13 protein-coding genes are annotated in these 18383 nt (G+C 41.6%); 2 read left to right on the forward strand and 11 right to left on the reverse strand.

The window, feature by feature from the left end; genetic code table 11:
• Window positions 1-459 precede the first annotated feature (459 nt).
• Window positions 460-1194, reverse strand: a complete 735-nt coding sequence (locus AAE02nite_RS08500) for a DUF8692 domain-containing protein (protein WP_146897041.1) — start codon at window positions 1192-1194, stop codon at window positions 460-462.
• Window positions 1195-1901: 707 nt separating this feature from the next.
• Here AAE02nite_RS08500 and AAE02nite_RS08505 point away from each other — a divergent pair.
• Window positions 1902-3155, forward strand: a complete 1254-nt coding sequence (locus tag AAE02nite_RS08505; RefSeq protein WP_146897044.1) for a multidrug effflux MFS transporter — start codon at window positions 1902-1904, stop codon at window positions 3153-3155.
• A gap of 76 nt (window positions 3156-3231) precedes the next feature.
• Here the strand turns inward: AAE02nite_RS08505 and AAE02nite_RS08510 are convergent, their stop codons facing one another.
• The 10 genes from AAE02nite_RS08510 to AAE02nite_RS08555 all read right to left on the reverse strand — a co-directional run bounded on the left by AAE02nite_RS08510 (window position 3232) and on the right by AAE02nite_RS08555 (window position 17446).
• A complete protein-coding gene (locus AAE02nite_RS08510) occupies window positions 3232-3774 on the reverse strand; it encodes a VanZ family protein (protein ID WP_170252551.1) in 543 nt (180 codons plus the stop codon).
• 329 nt (window positions 3775-4103) lie between these two features.
• Complete coding sequence (locus tag AAE02nite_RS08515) at window positions 4104-5042, reverse strand: glycosyltransferase family 2 protein (protein ID WP_146897050.1); 939 nt, start codon at window positions 5040-5042, stop codon at window positions 4104-4106.
• Between the two features lie 652 nt (window positions 5043-5694).
• Complete coding sequence (locus tag AAE02nite_RS08520; protein ID WP_146897053.1) at window positions 5695-6216, reverse strand: dTDP-4-dehydrorhamnose 3,5-epimerase family protein; 522 nt, start codon at window positions 6214-6216, stop codon at window positions 5695-5697.
• 181 nt (window positions 6217-6397) lie between these two features.
• Window positions 6398-7687: a UDP-glucose dehydrogenase family protein gene (locus AAE02nite_RS08525; RefSeq protein ID WP_146897057.1), complete on the reverse strand. Its 1290-nt coding sequence runs from the start codon at window positions 7685-7687 to the stop codon at window positions 6398-6400.
• Window positions 7684-8802, reverse strand: a complete 1119-nt coding sequence (locus AAE02nite_RS08530; protein WP_146897060.1) for an NAD-dependent epimerase/dehydratase family protein — start codon at window positions 8800-8802, stop codon at window positions 7684-7686. Before AAE02nite_RS08530 ends, AAE02nite_RS08525 begins: the two co-directional genes overlap by 4 nt.
• A 153-nt stretch (window positions 8803-8955) precedes the next feature.
• Window positions 8956-10269: an NAD(P)H-dependent oxidoreductase gene (locus tag AAE02nite_RS08535; RefSeq protein WP_146897063.1), complete on the reverse strand. Its 1314-nt coding sequence runs from the start codon at window positions 10267-10269 to the stop codon at window positions 8956-8958.
• Window positions 10270-10364: 95 nt separating this feature from the next.
• The gene (locus AAE02nite_RS08540; protein ID WP_146897067.1) at window positions 10365-11270 is read right to left on the reverse strand and encodes a glycosyltransferase family 2 protein; all 906 of its coding nucleotides are present in this window, start codon (window positions 11268-11270) and stop codon (window positions 10365-10367) included.
• Between the two features lie 25 nt (window positions 11271-11295).
• Complete coding sequence (locus tag AAE02nite_RS08545) at window positions 11296-12825, reverse strand: oligosaccharide flippase family protein (RefSeq protein WP_146897070.1); 1530 nt, start codon at window positions 12823-12825, stop codon at window positions 11296-11298.
• 277 nt (window positions 12826-13102) lie between these two features.
• Window positions 13103-13915: a glucose-1-phosphate cytidylyltransferase gene (rfbF, locus tag AAE02nite_RS08550; protein WP_146897074.1), complete on the reverse strand. Its 813-nt coding sequence runs from the start codon at window positions 13913-13915 to the stop codon at window positions 13103-13105.
• A gap of 795 nt (window positions 13916-14710) precedes the next feature.
• Window positions 14711-17446: a hypothetical protein gene (locus AAE02nite_RS08555; protein WP_146897077.1), complete on the reverse strand. Its 2736-nt coding sequence runs from the start codon at window positions 17444-17446 to the stop codon at window positions 14711-14713.
• A 250-nt stretch (window positions 17447-17696) separates the two neighbouring features.
• Between AAE02nite_RS08555 and dtd the strand changes: the two genes are divergently transcribed.
• Window positions 17697-18149 (forward strand): D-aminoacyl-tRNA deacylase, encoded by a 453-nt coding sequence (dtd, locus tag AAE02nite_RS08560; RefSeq protein ID WP_146897079.1) that lies wholly within the window; start codon window positions 17697-17699, stop codon window positions 18147-18149.
• The last annotated feature ends 234 nt before the right edge of the window (window positions 18150-18383 follow it).

The following is an 18383-nucleotide window of genomic DNA, read 5'->3' on the forward strand; positions in this document are numbered from 1 at the left end:
GGGTAAAAACCTACAGCCTTTTACCGCTACTGCTGTACTAAACCATATTGGCAACGCGATTATTTTATCTCCTATAACAATATTCCGCTTTGTATTATAGATACTGCCTTTTACCGGTTACAGCGGCAAATCAATTTACTTTGCAGTGCTGGCATTAAGCGCGTCTCCTTTTCCTCCGGAATGGCTACCGTGTTATCTGCCTGCACTGGATAAGAATAAATTTACACGGCAAAATATCACATTTTATTAGATTTATACAAATATATTTCTAAACTTTAGTTATCAGCTTATACTAAAAATTTAAGAGTACCTGGAGATAGCCATAATGATGCTGTACAGATAAGCCCATGTAAGCTTGCCGGTAAAGTATGTACCTGCCTTTAGCGAGATATTAAGTGGAAAGACTTTTTAGCGGTTATGAATTGTGGGGTCTTATTTTGAGCCTTTAAGAACTACCAATCAGGACTTATGCTTAATTAATAAAGTAAACTTGGATTTATACAGGGTAATATAGTCGAGCAGCGCATAAATAAAAATAACGATGCTTACCATTTCTAAAAATTCTTCTACGGTAGTAAATAGATTATAAATAAGATTTCTGCCATAAAATTTCTCAATATATCCTTCTACCAATTCGCACCCGATGGCCCCAAACACAAAAAGGAATCCGGATATAAAAAATAAATTCCTGGTTTTTGCAGGCAATGCCAGCACAAACCTCATAAAGTAAACCACTACGCCTAAAAATAAAACAGAATAAGGAATAACCCAGGCATAATAAAAAATACCGGATAAGTTTGGCATCCGATTCCGAACGGTTAAAACCAACTCTTCGTGAATTTGAGTGGCCTCGTCGAAACAAAGAAACAGGAAAATACAGCCCAGTAACCGCCAAAACTTTTTATTCTTTTTCAGCTTTTCGGTAACTGAAAAGCTGGCGATAAAGAAAAGAAGGCCGGCGGCAATTAACAGGTTTACCGCTGAAATGAAAGAAGGGAAATTACTTTCGTTATTAAAATTAAAGTACTTATCCATTAAAGAGACTACCCGATTGCTATCCGGGAAGTTAAAAATTAAATAAATGGCAATGGCATGGGCTATGGTCAGCAGCAGAATAATAGAAAGGAAAAATTTTGCTATAGCGCCCGGTTCTAAATTAAATTCACCGTCTTTGGTAGTTCTGGCAGTTTCCAAACTTTTGGAATCAACAAAATGGGAAAAATTAAGTAAACTATTCTTCATATTAAGCATTTATCATTATCTAGGACTTACGCAAAACATCATCAAACAGGCGCTGGTTGCCGTATGTTTTCTCCCGCAATTTGTTTGGCAAAGACTCCGCAAGGGAGCATTCCATACTCAAGGCGTAAGTACTATTATTAAAGACTATTAAATTAAACCCTACTTAAACCTTCTATAGTGCATTTATAGTAAATATAGTAAAAAACATATAAAGGTATACAAACTCCAATCAATTTATAATAAACGTTACTTTTAACAAATTATTAAAATAATATTATCTAATATTTATTAATCTATACAGTATATACCCATTATTTGGGGTATTTGGATAGGATGAACTAAACAGCCATACGAATAATCTCGGGGTTACTTTGCTACTACAGTCATAATCTTCAGTATACTTATTCCTTAGAATATAGTTTTAAATAAATACTTAATTTCTGCTTCCCCTGTCTTAACTTTTTAGGTTTAAAATTTAATCATCTATAACGGACTAAGGATATAGCCTAAAAGAAAATTGTTAATTTACCTGATACTACTTAAACCTACTAAAGTAAGCCCATCATTTATCTGAGGTTCAGCTAAGCTTATTTCTGCTGAATTTATGAACCTCGCCCTCTTAATATTCGTTTTGTTCTCTTTGTCTGTTAGTACCAAAGATGAATCGGAAACAACACTTTATTATAATCCTGATTTTAGGAGCCCTTTCTACCATCAGCCCTTTTTCTATTGACATGTATTTGCCAGGTTTTCCGGCCATTGCCGCAGACCTGAACACGACCATTGAGCAGGTGCAGCTTTCGTTAACCAGTTACCTGATTGGTATTGCGGCCGGTCAGTTGCTGTACGGTCCGTTACTCGATCGCTATGGCCGTAAGATGCCGCTTTATGCCGGTATGGCTTTGTATATATTATCGTCGTTGGGGTGTGCCTTAACCAACTCTGCCGAAACTTTAATATTGATGCGCTTTTTACAAGCAGTTGGAGGTTGCGCAGGGATGGTGGCCGCTATGGCGCTGGTGCGCGATTTATTTCCGGTAAGCGAGACTGCTAAAGTTTTATCGCTGCTTACGTTAGTTATTGCGGTTTCGCCAATGATAGCACCTACGCTGGGCGCTTATGTAACCGCTACGGTGGGCTGGCATTACGTTTTTCTGATCTTAGCGGGTATTGCGGCTTTAATTGTACTGGGCATTTATACTTCTTTACCCAACGGCACCAAGCCAGATACATCGCTGTCGCTGCGCCCGAGGGCTGTATTAGCTAACTTTTACGCGGTAATCAAAAACCCGCAGTTTCTAATATATACCTTGGCAGGGGGTATCGGGTCGGCGGCGCCTTTTGCCTATATTTCAGGTTCTCCGGATGTGTTTCTGAATATTTACAAAGTGAGCGAACAGGAATACGGCTGGATATTTGCTTTTCTGGCAGCGGCCATGATTGGTTCTACCCAGGTAAATACCCTTCTGCTCCGCCGGTTTACGAGCGAACAGCTCATTAAAATTGCGCTTACCGGCCAAACCATGCTGGGAATTTTGCTGGTGCTGGGCACTTTAGGCGGATGGTATGGTCAATACAGTCTTATACTTTTACTTTTCCTATTTTTATGCGGGCAAGGCTTAAATGTACCTAATGCATCGGCCTTGTCGCTGGCCCCGTTTGCTAAAAACGCCGGCAGTGCCTCCGCCTTAATGGGAAGTGCCCGCATGGGAATGGGTGCCCTGGCCTCGGCCATTGTAAGTTTACTGCACAATGGTACGGTTCTGCCTATGGTTGGGGTGATGGCTTTTTGTGCTATAACGGGCCTGCTGATATTGTTAGCCGGCAGAAAGATAGCGGCTCCTATGCTGGAGAACGAGGTTGAACCGGCTGAAGTAAGAGAGGCGGCTGCTCTGGGAGAAGCTAAATTTTGAAAGATCCCAGAATAAATCAGCCCGGTTAAGTTTTACCTTAATCGGGCTGATTTATTAATTTCCAGAAGATTGCGGCTCACGCACTTTTTTGGTTATATTCTTTATTGCTCAAGCGGTTAAGGGGTAAATCGGTCATTTTAAATAACATGTACTTCGCAATCTGGAGTAAATAAAAACCCATTACGGCGCCAATGGTATTATAAATTAAATCATCTACGTCGGCTATACCCAAGCTGAAAGTAAACTGGATTACTTCGGCTGAAAAACTGATCAGAAAACCCGATATAGCTACTCTTTTTACATTATGCAGTTTACCCAGTACTAATGGTGCTAAAAAGCCCCAGGGCAGCAATAAAACCAGGTTACCCATTATATTTATTAAGAAAATATCCCGAAACTGGTCGCCGTGCGGTGCATACCGGTAAGCAAAGGCTTTTTTTAGCATTTCGATGGTACTATGAAAAGGAAGCAAATGGTCGTCCGGATTTACAAAATACGTATCGCGGTCGGTAGTTCCCACCTGAAAAAAAAGTACCCAGCAAAGCACTACCAAATAAATACAAAGACTGGCTCTAAAGAAATATTTTAAAAAATTATTATCTAAAACTGTGTTAATCATTCTGCGTAATTGAAACTTGTACATCTTTGGCACCTGAAATACCCATAATCTTTTTAACGGAAGAACATACCGTTAATTTCGGCAAATTAGCCCCTTTATTATTTGAAAGCTCCTCAGGATTTAAAAAGCCACAATAGCTTAGCTTTTACTACTATTTTGCCTATTTGTTTTATTTTTTACCTACTTAACAAACGGCTGCACTCAGTTTACCTTCTGTCTGTAGCCTCTATTAACCCATAAATGCTCTGACATTCTGCACCTGGCAAGCCCTGTATCCCTATAGAAAAAAAATCCACGCAGCCGTTTTTTAGAACAAATAGCTTAAGTTTTTAAGCCTCTTGCAACGCTTTCCGTTTGAGCAAACCAATAGCGACCGCAACAGAAGGAAGGAACACTTTTTCGGAATAAAGAATATTAACCGCTTTATTCAGTACTTGCCAGTTTTTTCTTTCTACCAGCCGGGGAATAACTTTTATGATAACTTTCACACAATCGGCTGCTTTTCTTTTAATCAGCGTATCAATGTCGAATTCCGCAAAATCGAGCTTGTAGAGATTGTGGTTTTTGATGCCTTTATAAAAATAATAATCTTCGAAGTAGTTCGACAGATTTTTCATTACATTGGCCGTGCACTGGTTTTCGTGTACTCTAAAGTAAGAAAGTGCCTCGGGTATTATATAGCAATCGCCGACTGCTAATTGCCGGAGCCACATATCCCAATCGGTGAGGTACGTAAACTCGGAGCGGAACCCCCCAACAGTTAGGTTGGCCCGCCGGAACATAACAGAAGTAGGCTCTCCTATCCAGTTTACATCGTTAAGCGAATGATAAGCAACAGTTTTGCCTTTTTGCAAGTGGGTTAATGGCAGCACCCAGGTATAATTTCTAAACCCAAATATGGCCCGGTTAGAGGTAACCAGCGATACATTAGGGTACTGGTCCATTACGGCCACATATTTTTCCAGCAATTTGGGATGAAATTTATCATCCGAGCATAAAAATTTAATATAATCGCCTTTGGCATATTCCAGGCACTTATTAAAATTACCTACTAAGCCAATATTGGTGCTGTTTTTATAATACGTAACCCGATTATCGCTCAAGTATTTTGAGATTACTTCCTTACTATTATCAGTTGAGCAGTTATCTACTATAATTAATTCGTAATCAGGAAAAGACTGGTCTAACACACTTTGTATCGCTTCGTCCAGGAAAGAAGCCGAGTTATAGGTCGGAATTAAAACCGATACCTTAGGCGCTGTATTCATTTATTCGCTATAATTATTTTATCCTACTTATAAATAATATAAATAAGTATATAAATATTATTTAAAGATAAATATTCCGTTACAAATTACAAATCCTGATTATGGCATGGATAAATAAATTTCCGGAAGCGGGAATAACTGGTATTCATCTTTAAATCTTTTACTTTTCACCGGCTATCTACAGTTCCAACATATAATTGGCTTTAGAAATCACTGTATTTAGCTATAAAATCAAGAACAATTATTCTTCTGGTAATACCAGGATTACCTAAGCTGTATCATAAGCATTATAGCGGTAACTTTTTAAGGTATACCAAATCATAGTTACTAATAAAACCTAAAAAGCACTTTTCTTCGGTCTAACTTATAACCAAGCGGATTTTTCATCTTACATCGGTTTTTAGTTGCTCGCAAAGCTTGCCTATCTTAAACTACATTATTAGTAATCGATTCTAAATTATGATTTACAAGTACCATAGAGTTAAAAATCAGATACTTAGTAAAACAGATTTATAATAAACATTATTCCACCAGGAAGCTAGTTTGGGCAACAGCTGGCGTTTATCAAACAATTGCTAGCGTCGGCTTAAAACTTTCTTAACGGAGGAGTCTTCAAAATTAAAGACTCACCTATTTACTTTAAAAAGATAACCTAATTGCTAACAATAGACCAGCCTTTATCCTTTTCCGAAAGAATAGGGTTCTTTATTTGCCAATTAATATTCAGTTTCGGGTCGTTCCACAACAGGCCGGCTTCGGCACCTACGTTGTAATCATTGTCGGCGAGGTAAAGCATAACGGTATGGGCGGTTAAAGTAAGGTAACCGGTAGCAAAACCGCGTGGTATGGCAACAGCTCTTTTGGGATTATCGAGTACAACGGTGCTGGCTTGCAGATAAGTAGGCGAATCGGTTCTTACATCTACAAACGCCACCTGGGCTGCCCCGCTGATTACCCGGAATATTTTGGACTCAGCATTAGTATCGCGCTGATAGTGCAAACCCCGCAAAGTATGTTTCTCGACCGAGGTTACATAATTAATCTGCCTTACCGTGTAATCGTTTAAAAAGCTGTTATCGGTATTAAATACCTTTAAAAAAATACCGCGCTCGTCCTCGAAGTGATGCGATTCAAATAAAAAGGCACCGCCGGGAAAGGAATCTAATTTTTTCATAAAAAGTCAAAACGGTAATATTTGTTTACTGCTGCCTGTTTATCGCTGCCGTTTTTAATGTATACCGCATTAAGTTATAGATATAAATGAATAACACTGCTGCCAAAAGTCTCAGAAGTACTCGCTCCACTGTACCGGCAGTTTTTCCAATACAATGGAAGCGATATCTTTATCTGGTTTCTTAAGCTGTCAGGGTATCAGCTACCGGTGCGCTGGGCAATTCGGCAAAAGCGTAGCGGAAGTCAAATAACCGTTTGCTGGTAATTAAAGCTTTGTTTTGCTTAAACTCGGCCCAACTGGTTAATAATACCAGTTCATCGGCTTGCTCTACCAATTCAGGCAGGGTATCTACGTAAGTTATCGGCAGGTTATATTCTTTCGCAAATACTTCGTTGGCCATTGGATCGTAAGCCAGAATATTGGTATAGCCTTTTTCCAGCAGTTTCTCGATGATGAATTTGCTTGGGCTCAGGCGCACATCGTCGGAACCGCTTTTAAAAGCTAAACCCAGAATACCAATTTTGCTGCTGGTTGGTACCACCGCCGCAATTTTATCGGCCACAAAATCTTTAATCTCTTCGTTTATCTGCAGGTTGCCTTCCAGTATTTTTGGCATAAAGCCGTGCTCCTGGGCAATGCTGCTGAGGGCGGCAGTATCTTTAGGCAAGCAGTAACCACCGTAACCACAACCTGGATATACGTAGCTGGCCATAGCTGCCGGCTGGCCACTCCAACGCTTATCCTGATGCAGGATTTTAAAGGCTCCTGGTACATCAATATTGCCAATATGCTCGGCAATCATCGCCATCTCATTCGAGAAGCTGATGAGCGTAGAAAGCAATGTATTAGATAAATATTTAATAAACTCAGCAGAGTTATAGGTAACATAATGCACCGGTGCGTTGAAAGGCAGATACAACTGGTTCAGGATCTCCTTTGAACGCTCATCTTCTACCCCAATTACCACGCGGTCCGGGTTCATAAAATCATCCCAGGCGTAACCTTCGCGCAAAAATTCCGGGTTAGAAGCTAATCCAATAGGCTTATTATACTGGCTGTTCAGCTCGTCAACGTAAGGTTTAACTTTTTTAGAAACCGTGGAAGGCGGCACGGTAGATTTGGTTACGATTACTTTAAAATCGCCCTGGCTTACTTCAAAAATGCTTTTTACGGCGTCTAACAAGTAAGTTAAGTTCGCGCTGCCATCGGGGTTTCCTGGTGTGCCCACGCAAATAATAACGGCTTTGCTATCGTTTACAGCTTCGGCTAGGGAAGCGTCAACAATAAAATTCTGACCTAATTCGTCGCGCAGTACTTCATCTAAGTGCGGCTCGTAAAACGGCACTTCGTATTTTTTAATGCTGTTTACCCGCTCCTGGTTTACGTCGATGCCGTAAACCTTGAAGCCTTTTTTGCTGAAGCCTAAAGCGGTAGTTAAGCCAACAAATCCTAATCCTAATACTGTGATCATACTAATTTACCGTTGTTAATGTGCAAAAATTCTAAGTAACGCTTAATGCCGTCTTCTACCAGCACGGCTGGGCTATAATTTAATATTGTTCTGGCTTTGGTAATATCCGGACAGCGGCGGTTCGGGTTATCGGTTAAATATTCTTTATCAGCTGATTGGCTGAAAGAAATCTGGCCCTGATAATCGAATATTTCTTTACCGTTGCGGTTAAATATTTCGGCAAACTCGCGCACCGACAGTTCCGGATTGTCCATGCCAATATTAAATACATCGAACTGGCCGTGGAGCAATACTTTTAAATAACCGTTAATGGCATCGGAAATGTAGCAGAATGTACGGGTTGGGGTACCATCCGATAAAATTTCGAGGTCGCGGCCTTCGATTACGGCTTTGGCAAAATCAGCCGGTAAGCGCTTGTCGTTAATATTCATACCGGGGCCGTAGTTGTTGAAGGGCCGGGCAATACCAATGGGCATGTTATATTTTTGGGCAAACAAATAGCAAAGAGTTTCGCCGAAACGCTTGGCTTCGTCGTAGCAAGCCCGTGGCCCGATAGAAGCCACGTTGCCGCGGTAATCTTCTTTGGTTGGAATAAATTCCGGAAACGGATCGCCGTAAATTTCGCTGCTGGAGAAGAATAAAAATCCTCTTAATTGCTTTTCTGCGTAAAAATCAAGCAAACGACGCAAGCCGGTAATATTAGCATCTACGGTTTCGATGGGGTAAATGCGGTAGAAAGTAGGCGAAGCAATAGAAGCCATGTGAATCACGATATCGGCTTCGGCGGCACCCGGTACGTTTTCTACCGAATCGGTGATTACGTTAAATTCATAAAGTTTTATCAGGTCCGGATTACTGTCTACGAGATTATCTAACCAATCTTTGGTACCGGTCAGGAAGTTTTCGAGGGCAATAATCTGCTTAATCTGCAATTCTTCTGCAAAATGCGAAAAGAAGTGCATAAAATAATAGCCGAGGAATCCACCGCAACCGGTTAACAGAATAGTGGAATTCCGCAGTTTGTCCTTTTCAGGCCCCGATAGCTTTTCGTAGATAGCTACCATGTCTTCTTGCAGGATCCGGTTATCGGTTCCGGCTTTTGTTGTTTGTATCATTTTTAAAGTGCTAATTTTTAATGTGCTGATGTGTGAATGGGGTTCTGTTTTTGTAATTATTAACGCCTAAGGTGTAGCCGCTTTAAAACCGCAACCAATTACCCTCTAAATTTTTAGAAAAAACATGGCCCTAAATAAAGTTTATGTTAAGTTTTAAGCTTCTACGGTTTTGGCCTGATATTCCGGAAAAAACAATTGGGTTTGCTCGCGGTATAAGCGCTGCACCAGGTTATCGGCCGGTAATTCAATATCGTCGAAAGTAATTACATCATCGCGCGATAAATCGCGTTTCAGGGTAGCGCCTTCGGCTAAACCAACCGGCAATAAATTCTCCTGGCGAGCGGTAGTAGCATTTTCGCATTGGCCATAGGTATCGTAACCGCCTAAGCCATCAAGTACTTTACCGGCTTTTAAATCTGTTTTGGCAAAAGTTACCACTTCTACTACTGGTCCGGCTATTGGGGCCATAATAATATCCTGGAACAACACCATGCGGGCAATCGAAATCGGAATTTCGAAGTAAATCAGGTGATAAGGAGTATAGAAGCTATAAAGCGGACCAGGACCTAATTTGCCGTATTCTAAATAATGCTTGGTTTTGGGGTCGTCGGTGGTGGCAAACACAAATACGCCGGGTCCGGGTTTCGGGCCAACCACGTAATCTACCACACCGCCTTTACTTTTCAAATCTTCTACATCGTACATGGTCACCATGTCGTCGATGTGGCCATTATAATTTAAGCCAATCATGCCGCGTTTGGCTACACCCATGCCGGTGGCATTGGCTACGCAAGCTTGTTCAATCGATATTTTGGTACCGTCGGCAAATTGGGTCACCATTTCGGGGGTTAGCTGCCAGCGGGCGGCAAAACTAGCCTGGGTAGTAGGGTTGCGGTAAAAATCCTGTAAGCCTTTAATATTACCACAAATGAGCGGGGTTAAGCCCAAACCTTTTACAAACCGGAATAAATTCATGATTACACCCGGCTGATCGCCGTCGGCGCCACTGAGCATGACGCCGGCTTTATCGGCATAAACTTTTAAAATCGGTCCTACCAGCGCATCAACTTCGGGGTTAAACAGCAACACGTGCTTTTTGTTATCGATGGCTTTCATCACCAGGTTAGCCGCGTAATGCACGGTACCAGTACATTCTACCAATAAATCCAGCCCTTCGAGTTCGCACAGCAGTTCGCCGTCTTCGGTTACGGCCAAACCGCCCGCCGAAACAACGGCTTGCAAATCGGCCAGATTATCGCAAACCTGTGCGGTATGGCCGGTATATTCGTAAGCTTCCTGGGCTTTGCTTAAGGTGCGATTAGCAATAACGGCAATCTCCATACCGGGAGTATAGCGCATTACCTGGTTTACCAGCCCTTTGGCCATTTCGCCGGCACCCCATAAACCCACCCGGATTGGCTTGCCTGCTTTTTCGCGTTCCTGTAAATATTTATCAACAATAATCATGTTATACGGCTTTTAAAGCAATTTTAATGGAGAGATATGTTTTAGATTTTAAGCTATTGTTTTAATATATTAAGCTCCGTTACCTGAGAATACCTTTACATGCCGGTTAGGGCTTTTAACACAACTTTCTCTGAGAAACCAATAGAAATCCCCTGCGTTAGCAAAGACCAGTTTCTCTTTTCTTTCAGTTTTGGAATTAGCCTGTAAATAGCCCGGGTACATTTAAAAGCTTTTTTCTTGATTAAAGCATCTATATCAAATTCCTGAAAGTTTATTTTATATTCGTTTTGCTCTTTTATGGCTTTAAACAAATAATATTCTTCGAAAATGTTCGATAGATTTTGCATAACCAAAGCCGTAACCTGATTGGGGTGCAGCCGAAAATAAGATAATGTTTCGGGAATCATGTAACAGTCGCCGGTGGTTAGTAACCTTAACCACATATCCCAATCCGGAAAATACTTATAATCGGTTTTAAACTGACCTACTTGCAAACCCGACCGCCGGAACATAACTGTTGTAGGCTCACCAATCCAGTTCCAATCCTGCAGCGACTTATAAATAATTTCTTTACCCGGCCGCAACCCTGTAAAAGGCGGTAATTCCGGTTTAAATCGCTTCTGGCCGAAATATTCGCGGTAAGAGCTTACAATAGCCACTTGCGGATATTGCTCCATTACCGCCACAAACTTTTGCAGCAAATCCGGATGAAATTTATCATCGGAGCATAAATATTTGATGTAAGTACCCTGCGCATATTCCAGGCACTTATTCCAGTTACCTACCATACCCAGATTGCTGGCATTTTTATAATATTTTACCCGCGAATCGGTGAGGTATGCCTCCACTACTTCCTGGGTATTATCAGTAGACTGATTATCAACAATAATTAATTCAAAATCAGGAAAAGATTGGTTTAATACACTCTGGATGGTCTCATCCAGGAACTGAGCGTTGTTGTAAGTAGGAACTAAAACCGAAACTGCAGGAATCTTACTCATAATATTTTCACATTACATACCCGAACTACACAAATAAAAACCTTCTGAACTTTACCGGTATATAGTCTAAGAATTCATATCGCAGAAAAACCAGCCAAATAAATATACCGAATACTACCGTCAGACAAAATCCAATTAAACTAAAAGTAAACCAGTTAATATCTACACCCTGAACAAGCATGTTGGTTAAATAATAAGCACATACCCCTAATAAGCTTATCAAGATAAAAGGCATTAAAATGGGCTTTAGCAAATACTCTACGAGGCTAATCTTCATAAATTTCATAGCCGTGTAAGGAATGTACCACATTGAGGTTACACAGGTCGCAATAATGGTACCCAGCAAAATACCTTCAATGCCGTATTTGCGGCCCAGTAAAATAGTTAGGGTCAGGTTTATGGCCGCATCAAACATCGAAACAATACTGAACCCTTTTACTAAGCCGGCTCCGTTGAGGCAAATGGCGCTAACATGCTGAATAGAATGGGTAGTCATTAAAATTAACGTTAAAGCCAGCACGCTATAACCGGCAAAATTGCTTTCACCCACCCAAAGTTTAATAAACCAGTAATCGAGGATAAGCACCAGCCAAAAAGCCGTACAGATGCAGCAAACGGTTATTAGTAATAGTTTCTGATGTACCTTCTTAAACTTATCACCGCCTTCTTTCGACACTATTTCTACCATAGCCGGATAAGCATTATCGGTTATTTTAAAAACCAGGTTCATGCATATTTCGGGCACCTTAGCGGTTAGGTAATAAATGGTTACGGCCGAAAGGGAAACAAATGAACCTATAAAAAATCGGTCGGTAAAAAATATAATCTGAACGGCAACGGCATTTAAAAAAAGGAAAAAACCAAACGAAAACATTTCGCCCAGCAACTTCCGGTCGAAATACTTCCGGCTAATTTTTAAGTAGCCGTAATATCGCTGCAGCAGGTAAGCCGTGGTAATAATGCTGATTAGAACAATAATAATATTGGTATAAACAAAAGACCACAACCCGTGGCCGAAATACAGAAAAACGACCGGCAGTACTAAGTTTAAAAGACCGATAACAAAGCCGTTGGTGTTAGATAATAATTGCCGCTGGTGCGCGTAAAAAATGCTGCTAAACACCTTTAAAGGAAACTGCAGCCCCATAAATACGCTTAAAGTGAGCGCAATACTTACGGCTACATCGCTTAGGCGGGCATCCATGTCAAAGAAATTCGGCAAAAAAGGAGCGGCTGCTACGCCAATTATAATTACCAGTATTCCCAGGGCAGAATATGTGAAAAAACTGGTTGAAATGATGCGGTTAACGGCTGTACGCGAAGCTTCATCTTCGCCGCGGCTGGTTGCCAGATACCGGGCAATAGCGCTGCCTAAACCAAAATCGAACATGGATAAATAACCAACTATCTGGAAAAGAATAGTAGATAAGCCGTATTCTTCTTTATCTAAAAACCTTAAAATAAAAGGGGTGGTAACCATACCCAGCAACATGGAAACGACCATGAACAGCTGAGAAGAAACGGAACCCCAGAAAGCAGATTTTACCCTGGACATTTTTTAATTATAATAACCAAATATTAATCTCTGGTTAATGAAACCCCTTTCGGATTAATATTTATACAAATAGATGTGATACGCTTTAAAAATTTTAAAGGTATACAAATCTATAATTTTTTAGCCGATGCAAATAAAAATAACAGCGGTAAAGCGATATAAAAACCAGGTTAGCAACCCAACTTACTTATGCTTAACATAAATATAATCAGGTTGCTTACCTCCAACTACAACTCCTTATAATCTCTGTTTACGTGCAATAATTTTTTTATAAAAATTAGTAAGAATTAGCTTTAGATAAAGGATTATTAAAAACAAGGTTATACCAGGGCGCTTTGCCACTCTGCCACATTTCTTCCAGCACCACCTTATCGCGCAGGGTGTCCATGGGCTGCCAGAAACCCGTATGGCGGTAGGCCGATAATTCACCATCGCGGGCCAAACCCTCCATCGGCTCCCGTTCCCAAGTGGTATTATCACCCTCAATGTAATCGATTACGCCGGGTTCCAACACAAAAAAACCACCATTAATCCAAGGCATTTCGCCACCGCTGGGCTTCTCCATAAAGGAATTAATGCGGTCGTCGCCGGTACCTAAGTTAAAAGTACCAAAGCGGCCTGGTTGCTGCACTGCCGTTAAAGTGGCCATAGTACCTTGCTGCTTATGAAATTTGATACTTTCGGTTATGTCAATATCGCTTAAACCGTCGCCGTAAGTCATGCAGAACGTTTCATCGCCAATATAGTTTTTTACTCTTTTTAAGCGTCCGCCTGTCATGGAGTTATGGCCGGTATGCACCAGGGTTACTTTCCAGTCTTCGGTATTATTTTGGTGTACCTCCATGCTGTTGTTGCGCATATCAAAGGTTACATCAGAATTATACAGGCTGTAATTAGCGAAGTACTCCTTAATAATGTGGCCTTTATACCCGCAGCAGATAATAAATTCGTTAATGCCATGGGCGGAATATATTTTCATGATATGCCACAGAATTGGCTTCCCTCCAATTTCTACCATTGGTTTTGGCCGCACGCCACTTTCTTCACTAATTCTGGTACCGTAACCACCGGCAAGTAATACTGCTTTCATATATAATCTTTATTTTTTAATTATAAATTATAGAATAATTTCTCTCCCTGGATTTAAAACAATTAAACAACTGTAAAAAATAGCGAAGCCTTCTCAACAGATTTAAAACCCCGCAGCCTAGCCTAACTTCCAACTCTAAAAATAATTCTGATAAAATACATGAACTCGTTTAAAATTGAGGCCTGATTTTAAAAGCTTAAATATACAATATATTTAATATTATATCCTAGCAAATTAATAAATCTTTCTTCTAAACCGGAAAAAAAAAGTAATTACAAGGCCTAAAGTAATAATTAAAATATTAGAACTACTACCCCAAATAATGATACATACAATATTATAGCAAGCAGTAGCTGCTTATTTTTGTTTTGCTGCTCCGGTGGAAAGGGAAATACATTTGCTGTTTTATCTATAACACTGTTTATTTAAAATGAGCATTGGTTTAGTGCTTGCCCTTCCCGAATCGGCTGGTTTATACCTGTAACACACGCAGTTGTAGTACTACTGCCGTTTTTTATCCAGTGAGTTGCATCTGCCGGTATAGCTAAAACTTTCAGGTTTAACCCCCGCCACGGCTTTTATCTCTACGTAACAATTACCCGAGTAAAATCAAATAACACCATTATTATTACAATTCAACCTATTACTGAAACTGTCCAATTAAGTTGCCTTTTCATGGTAAACTTCCTCTCCATTCCGGATTCGCAGCTTACGTTCATCGTCTATAATTTGATTCTTGAATACCATCTTTGCAGTGCTTTTTTAATAAGATTGTCACTCTGCCACTATTTATGGTTACTTATCGCGGAACCAATACTTGCGCATTTCTTTACCCAGAACAGAATACAAAGTATAGGTTTGAGTGCTTTCTCTAAATTCTAAAGCTACTGGTAATTTATTCGGGAGGGGCTGCCCGCCAATTAACCGGGCACGGTAGTTATACAGGTATAATTTAGCCGGTCCGGTTTCGGTTAAGGCATAAATGCGGTTAAGCGGGCCAAAATCGAAATATTGTACCAGTTTGGGCGAAGACGTAATAAAATTTTTCTGGAGCAACAACTTCAGGGTTTGGCTGTACAGGCTGGTTTTATCCGGCTCCCGCCGTACTACAATATAGGATTTGCCCTGAGACTCGACCACCAACTGGTATTCAGCAGATTGGGCGCCTGCCGGTAATTTCCGGCGCTGCAACACCTGACCCGCCAGGTTAAAGGTAATCAGCGAGCCTTCGGTGGTAACGGTTGTAACCTGGCTAGCCCGGAAAGTATTACCGGTTTTAGCAAATATTTCCGGCGAGAAAGTTCCTTCGAAGGATAATGGGAAACCCGGATAGGGCTGACCCTGTAGGTTAAAAGCATAGATATAACCATTCTGCAGCAAAGTAAGAACTACTTCCCGCCCGTTTATATTATAATACTGCGGGGCCACCGCCAACGGGCTTCCCAGTTGTTTTGGCTCCCAGCCGGGCTGTAAATTACCCACCATATCAAACATAAATATCTGCCCATATTGGTCGTGCACCATAAACAAAGGCGCACTCGCCGGCCCTGGCACCAGCGTTAGGCGCTGCACCTGCACCGAATCGGGCAGGTTAAACGGAAAGTTCTGAATATCGCGGCCGTTCTGGTCTAGGCAATGAATTATATTGCGGCTGGCGAACAAATATTTAATCCGCTTATCGGTCCCAAACGTAACCGGGTACACCGGATCCAGCACCTTATCTGCCAGCGAATCGGACCAGGCAACCTGCCCGTTATCGCGTAAAGCATGTAGCACCAGCGCCGAATCCTGCACAAGCACCCGGGATGCACCACCCAAATTTCTATCGATCAGGAACGGCGCCGAGATTAATTCGCTGTTAAAGCCGGATTTATACTGGGCCTTGAAGGTTTGGACTTGCTTTGCAACCGTATCGGTGGCTACCGGGTGCGTTACGACCAAACTGGTATAATATTGGTCTTCCTGGCGGCTGAACTGCAAAGATAGCTGACTGAAATATTTAATGAGGGTTTCGTGGCGAAGCAGGCTGCTCTGCTGTTCTTCGCGAATGTGGTGGCGCAACATTCGCCACACCAAATCGGCATCTACGTACAGGCTGAAGTTGGTTTCCTGCTGGGTGTTTTCCAGGAAGACTTTCATCCGGTCGCTATTTGGCCAAACCCTGTTCTGCTGTATATCGGCTAAAACTTGCCGCAACGCCGCAACACTTTTCCCGAAGAGTAAAAAGTTATCTACCTGAACCGCATAACATTCCGAAAAACCCCTGGCTACCGACCCAAACAACAACATGGGTAATTGCGGCACCGGAATTTGCTTAATGGTATAGTTACCGAGCGTTTCCCAATCTGCTCCGGGCGCAGCACCCGCTATGCCTTCTTTTATTATGGCATTTAAAATACCGGTTGTCTTTACCGGATCTCCGGTTTGCACATAAATTATTTTCTCAACAGGCGCTTTGTTATCTTCGGGCGCCAGGTAACCAACTGCTAACTCCTGCCGGAAAGTACGGTTCAGGCTATCGGCCAGTATTATCTGGCGGGCCGGCCAGGTATTATTTTTATCTTCTGGTAAAATATGTTTAAACCCGGTTAGGGTATTCAGGCCAAAGGTTAAGAGTAAAGCAGTACGGTTGGGCAAGAGGTTACGTACTAAAAAAGGTTGGGGTGGCTGATTTTTTATGCGGTTATAAAAAGATTCGGCCAGCGGCTCGGGGTTCGAAAAGCCATTCAGGAATATTTTGCCGCGCTGGTGTTTAAAACCCAGCATACTGCTCCGGCAAAGGCTGGCCAGGTAAGTTATATCGGGTTCAAGGGCATCTTCCAGAAAAATATTTAAAAAAGGCGGTAAATGCCGGTAATTCACAAAAACATGCGCGAAAACTTCGGGCTGGGTAAGGTAATTAATGCTTTCGTATTCCTCGGCCGGCGAGGTTAGTTGCCCCCGGTTCACTTTCCTGATTATTTCTTTAATCAGTTCGGGATTGGCGCTTACCACCAGGTTGTTGTGGTAGGTAAAATAAGAAAAAACATCGCCGTTGCTTACATTCTTAATTTGGGTAATTAGTACCTGCTGGTAATCCTGGGTGGTTTCTTCAAAGTTGAGGCTTTTACCCATGTTATCTACCAGGGTGCGGATAAACCGGTGCTCGCCCACCGTATTTACCGGAATATAAAACACAAAATCGAAATCGGTTTTACTAACCACGTGTACCGACGTGAGAATGGTTTTGCGCTTCAGAAACCGGCTGGCTCCGTCTTTGTGGCCACCGGAGAGGCTATCGAGCTGGGCAATATTTTCGCCGATGGCTTCTATGGCCCGTACCGAAGCAATATTATTCCACAGCTCCGATTTCTGTACACGCTGCAGCAGACTGTCGTGTCCCGCGGACTCAATTACAAACACGGCATCTTCGGGCACCAAGGTCCAGAGGTTTACTTTTTCTCTCGATTCGGTCCATTTGGTAAAGCCGTACATACCGGCAATTACCAGCAGCAGCAACCCAAAAGAATAAAAAAGTAGTTTTTTTGGCATCCAACAGATTATGTAGCCCGCAAAAATAATTAAAATAACTAACTGTATTTATTTTAAAAAGTTGGGCTAACCGATTGACTTACGCCACCCGGTGGCGTGTTGGCTGTAGGGATTGTATTACAACAACGCTATAAGCAAAATGCCAAATTATTTACATACTATACTTTTGTTTATCTTCGGCTCTATTTTCTGAGAAGAGTAACCTAATCCGGAGCAGGCAAAAAGAATAAAAGAATTATTTAAAAATTATATGAAACTGGTCATTCAACGCGTAAGTCAGGCATCGGTAACCATCGAAGGGAAAATAACCGGCGCCATTGAGCAGGGTTTGCTGCTGCTGGCGGGCTTTGCGTCCGACGATACCGAAGAGGATTTGCAATGGCTTTCGCGGAAAACGGTGCAATTACGCATATTTAACGACGAAGCCGGCAAAATGAATAAAAGCCTGCAGGAAGTAAACGGGAATATTTTGCTCATCAGCCAGTTTACGCTCCACGCCAGTACCAAAAAAGGTAACCGCCCTTCTTATATCTATGCGGCCCCACCCGAAATTGCCATTCCGCTTTACGAACGGTTTATTTCAATATTATCAGCGGATTTAGGCAAACCCATTCAAACCGGTATTTTTGGTGCTGATATGAAAGTAAGCCTCCTGAACGACGGACCCGTTACCATTATCATCGATTCTAAAAACCGGGAGTAGTTGGTTGTTGAGTGTAGATGGTTGCTCGGTGGTTAGCGGCTAATTGATAGTGGTTAGATTTTAGAAGAAGTAATTTAATGACGGCAAATTTTCGGAGTTCTTCAAATTCAGCAACCAATTTTATACCGTTCCTTGATTTAACCGGCTTTATATCTTGATATATTATGAAATCTTTTTTGCTCCTGAATCCGGAACCAGCAAACCTCTGAGCAGTAATCTTACAGCCTCGAATTT

This window comes from Adhaeribacter aerolatus, from assembly GCF_007991635.1.
Taxonomy (GTDB): domain Bacteria; phylum Bacteroidota; class Bacteroidia; order Cytophagales; family Hymenobacteraceae; genus Adhaeribacter; species Adhaeribacter aerolatus.